This is a genomic window from Imhoffiella purpurea, assembly GCF_000585215.1.
In the GTDB taxonomy this organism is placed as follows: domain Bacteria; phylum Pseudomonadota; class Gammaproteobacteria; order Chromatiales; family Chromatiaceae; genus Imhoffiella; species Imhoffiella purpurea.
Window position 1 is genome coordinate 41,709 of the sequence record NZ_AONC01000034.1, and the last position, 8,180, is coordinate 49,888.

General features: G+C 65.2%; 6 protein-coding genes. 1 reads left to right on the forward strand and 5 read right to left on the reverse strand.

The window, feature by feature from the left end:
* Window positions 1–16: 16 nt before the first annotated feature.
* The 5 genes from D779_RS11340 to D779_RS11360 form a co-directional block, all read right to left on the reverse strand.
* The gene (locus D779_RS11340) at window positions 17–649 is read right to left on the reverse strand and encodes a response regulator (RefSeq protein ID WP_043753914.1); all 633 of its coding nucleotides are present in this window, start codon (window positions 647–649) and stop codon (window positions 17–19) included.
* The gene (locus D779_RS11345) at window positions 646–2,460 is read right to left on the reverse strand and encodes a PAS domain-containing sensor histidine kinase (RefSeq protein ID WP_043753918.1); all 1,815 of its coding nucleotides are present in this window, start codon (window positions 2,458–2,460) and stop codon (window positions 646–648) included. The genes D779_RS11340 and D779_RS11345 overlap by 4 nt, the downstream gene beginning before the upstream one ends.
* A gap of 219 nt (window positions 2,461–2,679) precedes the next feature.
* Window positions 2,680–3,687 carry a S49 family peptidase gene (locus tag D779_RS11350; protein ID WP_052348058.1) on the reverse strand — a complete coding sequence of 336 codons (1,008 nt, stop codon included), beginning with the start codon at window positions 3,685–3,687 and terminating at the stop codon, window positions 2,680–2,682.
* Entirely contained in the window at window positions 3,684–4,391 is a 708-nt protein-coding gene (locus D779_RS11355; protein WP_043753965.1) for an HAD family hydrolase, read from the reverse strand. The genes D779_RS11350 and D779_RS11355 overlap by 4 nt, the downstream gene beginning before the upstream one ends.
* 11 nt (window positions 4,392–4,402) lie before the next feature.
* The gene (locus tag D779_RS11360; RefSeq protein WP_043753921.1) at window positions 4,403–5,371 is read right to left on the reverse strand and encodes an RluA family pseudouridine synthase; all 969 of its coding nucleotides are present in this window, start codon (window positions 5,369–5,371) and stop codon (window positions 4,403–4,405) included.
* Between the two features lie 778 nt (window positions 5,372–6,149).
* On the opposite strand from D779_RS11360, the gene rne reads away from it, so the two are divergent.
* Window positions 6,150–8,180 (forward strand): ribonuclease E (gene rne, locus D779_RS11365; RefSeq protein ID WP_043753968.1); only part of this gene is annotated, 2,031 nt, incomplete at its 3' end.

Here is an 8,180-nt window from a genome sequence, read left to right on the forward strand (position 1 = left end):
GGCGCGAGAGCTCGGGTCAGGAGATGAGTCCGCGCTCGATCCCATAGCGCACCAGTTCGGCCGCGGACTTCAGATCCAGCTTCTGCATGATCCGCATCTTGTGGGTGCTGACGGTCTTCGGCGAGAGATGCAGTTCCTCGGCGATCTCGTTGAGCCGCTGCCCCTTGATCAGATGCAGAAAGATCTCGTACTCGCGATCGGAGAGGGATTCGTGGGGCGGCGCCTCGCTGCCCAGCCCGGTCTCGAAGACCATGCGCTGCGCCAGCTCGGGCGACACGAAATGCCCGCCACGGGCGACCCGGCGCACGGCGTTCAAGAGCGCGGCCGGCTCGCAGTCCTTGGTGACATAGCCATTGGCGCCGGCCTTGATGGCCCGAGCGGCCACCTGGGCCTCGCCATGCATGCTCAGCACCAACACGGGCAGACCCGGGCGCTCCTCCTTCAGACGCTTCAGGAGCTCGACACCACTGGGGCCGGGCATGCTCATGTCGGTCAGAAGCAGATCGACCGGCCCATCGCGCAGCATCTCGATCACCTCCCAGCCATCCTTCGCCTCGGCGACGACCTCGAAATCGGCCCCCAATGCCAACACCTGACGGATTCCCTGGCGCACCACGGCATGGTCGTCGGCGATCAGAATACGGATCATGCGTCCCCTCGCGGCTTGATGGGCAGATGGATGGTGAGGCGGGTGCCCTTTCCGGGCTGGCTGTCGATTCGCGCACTGCCGCCATAGATGAGGACGCGCTCGCGGATTCCCATGAGCCCGAAGGTCTTTTTGGCCCTGACCTCGGCCGGATCGAATCCTCGGCCGTCGTCATGCACCTCCATGCGCAGCATGGCGTCCGACGCGGAGATGCGGATCTCCACGCGCTTGGCGCGTGCGTGGCGGGTAACGTTGGTCAGACACTCCTGAAGGATGCGGAACAGCGTGGTCGCTTGATCGTCGTCGAGATCCAGATCCTCGGCACCGGCGACATCCAAAAGACAGGGAATCCCCATGCGCTCCTGATAGTCCGCGGCCAGCCATTCCGCAGCCGAGACCAACCCGAGATCCAGGGCGACGGGCCGCAGTCGGGCGATGACGCGACGCGTCTCGGCGATCAGATGGTCGATCAGCTCCTTCATGCTGGCGAGATGCCGCTTCAGCCCCTCCCCATCCTCGGAGACCAGCAGATCCATGAGGTTGGCCTCCATGCGCAGCGCGGTCAGATACTGCCCCAGATGGTCATGGATCTCGCGGGCGATGTAGGCCCGCTCGTCCTCGCGGACCCGTTCGCGGTGCGCGGTCAGCTCGCGCAGCTTGGTGCGGGAGTTGACCAACTCTTCCTGTTGACGCCTCTTGAGCGTGATGTCGCGAATGGAGGACTGGATCATCGTCCTGCCGAAGAGCTCGAAGCGGGTCACACTGACGGTCGTCGGGAACTCCTCGCCGTCGAGCCGGCGATGCTGCCAGTCGAACACGAGGGACCCGGAACGCAAAGCCATAGCGATGAAGGTCCCCTCCTTTCCGTGCGCGGAGAATCGCCCCTCTTGCTCGGCGGTTGAATAGTCCCACAAGGGGCGGGAGACGAAATCGCTCTCGTCCTGCGCCCGGAACATGGTCACCGCGGCCGGGTTGGCGCGCAGGATCCGCCCATCCTCGGGATCGATGACCAGAAGAGCGTCGGACGAGCTCTCGAACAGCAGACGATAGCGTTCCTCGCTCTCGCGCAATGCCTCTTCGGCCCGTTTGCGCTCGGTGATATCCCTGGCGACCCCGAAGGTTCCGACGATCTTCCCGGTGGCATCGTGCAAGGGTCCCCGCGAGGTCAAGAGCACCTGGCGAGAGGAGACGATCTCGTACGTTTCCTCCTCGGTGAAGACCTGATCCTCCTGAAAGATACGGCGCTCGATCTCCTCCAGGCGCCGGACCATGTCCGGGGGATAGAGGTTTCGATAGTTCTCGCCCCTGACGTCCTCCGGCCGCTTGCCGAGCAGGTCGCAGATGACGGGGTTGCAGAGCAGATAACGTCCCTCCAGATCCTTGGCGAAGATGCCCTCGTCCGAACTGTCGGCAATCGCGTTCAACAATTCGAGCGCACGCAGTTTCTCGGCCTGGACCTCGCGTGCGCGCTGACTGGCGATCAGCTTCTCGCGCTGGCGCATGAAGAGCACGGTGACGACCAGAATCGTCAGGGCCAGAAGCCCGGCGAACAGGAACCAGGGCGCATGCCTCGCGAGAACGGCACGGAAGTCTTGGCGATCGACCCTGGCCATCACCAGCCGATCGGCGTCCGCAATGGAGGCCGTAACGCCCACCGAAGGCACGCCGTGCGCATTCAGACCCGCCAGGATCTCGTCATCGTCTCGGGGATCGAGCAGCGCCTGATCGCGTCGAGCCCCCTCCTGAACCGTGTGGACCTCGGCCGCGGCCGTGGCCACGGCCAGGATGGCGACGATGGAGAAGGCGCCAATCAATGAAGACCGGCACAGGGATCGGACGCGACACCCGGATGACCCAGCGACCTCACTCGTCCTTGCAGATTCCATGTCGATCATGCCGCATGACTCCTTTCGGCCGATCACCCACACGGGGCCGGCCTGTCATCCAAGCCAGCCGAGACTGTCAGGCGATGCGTTCACCAGATCGGCATCCTTAGGATTGGATCCCGGGACCCTATGAAGACAGGCATGGCGTCAATGCGGAAGACCCGAGCCTCCCACGACGCCGAGACTCTCCAGAATACCGCTCCCAATCCGCACCCCAAGACGCTGCGCGACCGAGTCCAGCAGGTCGCGCTTGCGGGTATAGTCATGAATCTTCTCGGCGCCGATAACCTCGCGCGCGACATAGCTCGAACTCCCCAGCCCGTCGGCGAGCCCCAGGTCGACCGCCTCCTCTCCACTCCAGAAGAGGCCGCTGAAGATCTCGTCGCCCCCCTTCAGCTTGTCCCCTCGCCCCGTCTTCACCGCGGCGATGAACTGCTGGTGCAGCCGGTCCAGAACGCGCTGGAGGAATTGGCGCTGCGTCTCGGGCAGCGGAGAGAAGGGATCCAATATCCCCTTGTTGGCCCCGGCCGTCAGCAGTCGGCGCTCGATGCCGAGATCCTCCATCAGACCCTGAAAGCCGAAGCTGTCGATCCGAACCCCGATCGATCCGACCAGGCTGGCCTTGTCCACATAGATGGCGTCGGCCCCCACCGCAACGTAATAGCCACCGGAGGCGCAGAGATCGACCGCCACGGCATAGACCGGCATCTCCTTGTCGTGCTCCTTCCTGTACTTCGCCTTCAGCCGAGCGATTTCGTCGTTGATGTACCCGGCCTGAACCGGACTGCCGCCCGGACTGTTGATCCGCAGCACGACACCCTTGACATGATCGGACTCGAAGGCGGTGCGCAGTGCCGAGATGATCCGGTCGGCGCTGGCGTCGCCGTCGGCCGCGATGACACCCTTGACCTCGATCAGCGCGGTATGCTCCTCCGAGGAAGAGAGACCCTCGACGAAACGGCCGGAAAAGGTCGCCGCCATGAGCCCGATCAGATAGAGGAGGATCAGCAGCTTGAAGGCCAGCCCCCAGCGCCGCCGCGCCCGCTGATCCTGAAGATACTCGACCGCCATGCGGTTGATCAGCGCCTGCTCCCAGTCGTCCTGGCCGGGCGATGGCATGGGCTCCTTGGATCCGCCCCAGAATTTCCACTTCATCCAACCGCTCCCATACCGCGCAAGGAACCCATCCCCGTCGTCGAGGACTCGCCGGCACGCCGCTCCAGCCACGGCCTCAGCTCGGACAGCGCGTCCAGACAGGCCAGCGGCCCATGGGCCATGAGACGCTCGGGCGGATGGACACCGTAGGAAACCGCCAGCGACTCCACCCGGGCATTGCGCGCCATGAGCAGATCGTATTCGGTGTCTCCGATCATCAGCGTCTCCTCCGGAGACGCGCCCAGTTCCTCCATGAGTTCGAGCAGCATCTGCGGATTCGGCTTGGAAAAGGTCTCGTCGGCGCAACGGGTGGCGTGAAAATAGCTCCCGAGACCCGTCTCCCGCATCGACTTGTCCAGCCCCGGCCGGCTCTTGCCGGTCGCGACCGCCAACCGATGGCCCCGTCCGGCGAGCCAATCGAGCGTCTCCCGAACCCCCGGAAACAGCACCGAGGGCGTTGCGTCGCCGCCGAGGAAATGGCGCCGGTAATGGGTGATCAGCTCGGCCCGCAACCCGGGACCGGCGCCGGGCATCAGCCGCGCCATGGCCTCGTCCAGCCCGAGACCGATGATGTCACGCGCGGCCTCGCGCGAGGGGACGGGAAGGTTCAGCTCGGCGAACGCCTTGTGGATGCAGGAGACGATGCGCGCCTCCGAATCCATCAGGGTTCCGTCCCAGTCGAACACGATCAGTTCGAATGTCAGTCGCTCGAAACTCACTCGGTGGCCTCCAGTTCAGCCAGAAATTGCGCCAATTCGTCGGGTAGGGGAGCGTCCACGCTCAAGGCCCGCTCCATCCCCTCGATCCGGAACCGCAGCGAGGAGGCATGGAGGAAGAGCCGCGTCAGCCCCAGCGGCTTGAGGGCGCGGTTGATCTCCTCGTCGCCATATTTGGGATCGCCGGCGAGCGGGGTCCCCAGGTGCGCCGCATGTACGCGGATCTGATGGGTGCGGCCCGTGATCAGCTCGGCCTCGACCAGGGTCAGGATACGCTCCCCCGCGCGCAGCCGCTGCAGACGTCGAAAGATGGTGCGGGCCGGCTTGCCCTGCTCCGGATCGACCCTCACGACACGCTCGCCGCCCTGCAGCACGTTCTTCTTCAGGGGCGCGTCCACCACCAGTTTCTGGCGCGGCAGCTCCCCGAGGATGAGCGCCTGGTAGCGCTTGGTCATGCCGCCCTCGCGGATGAGGCGATGCAGCTCGCGCAAGGCGCTGCGGCGCTTGCTGATGACCAGACAGCCGGAGGTCTCGCGATCGAGCCGATGGACAAGCTCCAGCTCCCGGCCGGGACGCGCGTGACGCAGCGACTCGATCAGTCCGTAGCTCAGGCCGCTACCGCCGTGCACCGCCATGCCGCTCGGCTTGTCGATCACCAGCAGACGCTCGTCCTCGTAGAGCATGCCGCGTTCGAGGCGCTCCATCTGGCTGCGGGGGGCGCGATCCGAGGGTTCCGGGGTCGAGGTCCTCAGCGGCGGAATCCGCACCAGATCCCCGGCGTTCAAGCGATGACTGGCCTTGACGCGGCCCTTGTTGACCCGCACCTCTCCACGGCGGAGTACGCGATAGAGATGGCTGCGAGGCACGCCCTTCAGGAAGCGAAGCAGAAAGTTGTCGATACGCTGACCAGCGGATTCGGCGTCGACCTCGACGAGTCGAACCGAATCGATGAATTTTGCCGAATCCATTGGTTGTACCGAAGCCCCCGGACCTCTATCTTCCAGGGGTGGGGGACGAAGTGCATAGGCATCGCCGGACGTCGATTCGGATGGCAATCTGGAGTGCGGATGTGGAGATTTCAACGGGATCTGAACCTGCCCTGTTGGCTCAATTGCTGCTAATGGAGTTCACTGATACCATTGGACGCCTGCGCTGGCCAATGGAATCGAGATCTTTTCCCGGAGCGGCGAGTGCATCCGGAGGACCGGGTCGGCCCCCAATTCTTCAGGCGTCGACAGGGTCCTCGGGCCATCTACCGGCATCCGAAACCTGACCATGCCGCCCAAGGGGCCGCGAGGTGCGTCCAGCGAACTCGCGACGTCGAGTGGCGCAGATTTTACACCCTGTGACTTCCCCAAGGCGTGCCTCCAGGCAAACCAGCGCAGCCGGCGCCATCTCAGCCGCTCCGTATCGAGCCCGTCGCCACATGAGGGTCGCATCGACCGTTCTCCGGAACTGTTCGTCCTTGCGTCCCCGTACCCTGGCCTCCTTCGCCCGCCGCGATGGAGGCCAGGCCGACGAGGCTTACCAGACGCGGGTGCCCATCGGGACCCGTAAACGATAGTTCATGTGCGCGTGCCCGTTGCTGCCGTCCACCACTTTGGCCGCACGGACAGTGCCGACGCCCTAGGCTCCCGGAATTTCGAGCCGATTGGCGACGCGCCGAACCGCCCGCAGGATCGCCTAGCCGATCCCCGGCGCGGCGCCAACCACGGGTCACGCGCCGTGGTGTGAGTAAGGAACAACATGAAGAGAATGCTGATCAACGCGACTCAGCCGGAAGAGTTGCGAGTGGCGACCGTCGACGGCCAGTTGCTCTACAACCTCGACATCGAATCACCCGGCCGCGAGCAGAAGAAGGCCAACATCTACAAGGGCATCATCACCCGGGTCGAGCCCAGCCTGGAGGCCGCCTTCGTCGATTATGGATCCGAGCGCCACGGTTTCCTCCCGCTCAAGGAGATCGCGCGCGCCTATTTCGAGCCCGACAGTGTCAAGCCGGGATCGCGCACCAACATCAAGGAGGCGGTGCGCGAGGGCCGCGAGGTCGTGGTCCAGATCGACAAGGAGGAGCGCGGCAACAAGGGCGCCGCCCTGACCACCTTCATCTCGCTGGCCGGACGCTATCTGGTCCTCATGCCCAACAATCCGCGCGCCGGCGGCGTCTCGCGCCGCATCGAGGGACAGGACCGCAGCGAGCTGCGCGACGCCATGAGTCAGCTCGAGATCCCGGAGGACATGGGGCTCATCGTACGCACCGCGGGCGTCGGCAAAAACGTCGAGGAACTCCAGTGGGACCTCGACTATCTGCTCCAGCTGTGGCGCGCCATCGTCGCCTCCAGCGAGAGCCGCAAGGCCCCCTTCCTCATCTACCAGGAGAGCGACGTCATCATCCGCTCGATCCGCGACTATCTGCGCGCGGACATCGGCGAGATCGTGATCGACGACCGAGCGGTCTACGATCGAGCCGAGAACTTCATCAAGCAGGTGATGCCGCAGAACCAGAAGAAGCTGCGTCTCTACCAGGACGAGGTCCCGCTCTTCACCCGCTATCAGATCGAGACCCAGATCGAGTCCGCCTTCCAGCGCGAGGTGCGCCTGCCCTCGGGCGGCTCCGTCGTCATCGACCACACCGAAGCCCTGACCTCGATCGACATCAACTCGGCGCGCGCGACCAAGGGCGCGGACATCGAGGAGACGGCGCTCAACACCAATCTGGAGGCGGCCGACGAGATCGCCCGCCAGCTGCGTCTGCGCGACCTCGGCGGTCTCTTCGTCATCGACTTCATCGACATGACCCCGCCCAAGCACCAGCGAGAGGTCGAGAACCGGCTGCGCGAGGCGCTCAAGCAGGACCGGGCAAGGGTTCAGGTCGCCCGCATCTCGCGCTTCGGGCTGCTGGAGATGTCGCGCCAGCGTCTGCGTCCCTCGCTCGGCGAGTCGAGCCAGCAGGTCTGCCCGCGCTGCAAGGGCCGCGGCGCCATCCGCGGCGTCGAGTCCCTGGCACTGTCGATCCTGCGCATCCTCGAAGAGGAGGCGATGAAGGACAACACCCAGCGCATCCTGGCCCAGTTGCCGGTGAGCGTCGCGACCTTCCTGCTCAACGAGAAGCGCCGCACCATCCTCGACATCGAGCACCGCCAGCAGGTCGAGATCCTGCTGCTGCCGAACGAGCACGTGCAGACGCCCGACTATCAGATCGAGCGCATTCGTACCCAGGACGCCGCCAAGCAGGCCGAGGTCCAGGCCAGCTACGATCTGACCACGACGTCCGAATCGGAGACGGCGCCCCACTACGCCAAGCTCGGCCAGCCCGTGCGGATCGAGGAACCGGCGGTCAAACAGGTCACGCCCAGCGTCCCCGCGCCTCAGCGCGAGCCGCTCAGCAGTCCGCTACCCTTGACGACGCCCCGCCAGGATCAGGAGCGCCCCGAGTCGGAGAGTCTGCTCAAGCGCATCTGGACCGGGCTCTTCGTTTCTCGCATCAACGACGCGGACATGTCGACGCCCCCGGCCAACTCGAGTTTCGACAATGACCGACGGCTCGATCGGCCCTATGGCAGGACCTATGAGCGTGCCCCGTCCCCCCAGGAGGACCGGACCGAACAGGCGGCCGAACCCTCGGACGAGGGCCAGAGGAGCTCGCAGCGACGATCGGAGCGAGGGGCGCAATCGCGCGACGAGCGTCGGCGCGAGGATCGAACGCGCAACGGCTCGGCACGCAACGGCTCGGCACGCAACGAATCCGGCGCCACCGAGTCCGCCCGCCGCTCCCAG

What these genes read in the sequence shown, in the direction of transcription:
- D779_RS11340 (WP_043753914.1), bottom strand. Translation starts at nt 649, where the DNA reads ATGATCCGTATTCTGATCGCCGACGACCATGCCGTGGTGCGCCAGGGA.
- D779_RS11350 (WP_052348058.1), bottom strand. Translation starts at nt 3,687, where the DNA reads ATGAAGTGGAAATTCTGGGGCGGATCCAAGGAGCCCATGCCATCGCCC.
- D779_RS11360 (WP_043753921.1), bottom strand. Translation starts at nt 5,371, where the DNA reads ATGGATTCGGCAAAATTCATCGATTCGGTTCGACTCGTCGAGGTCGAC.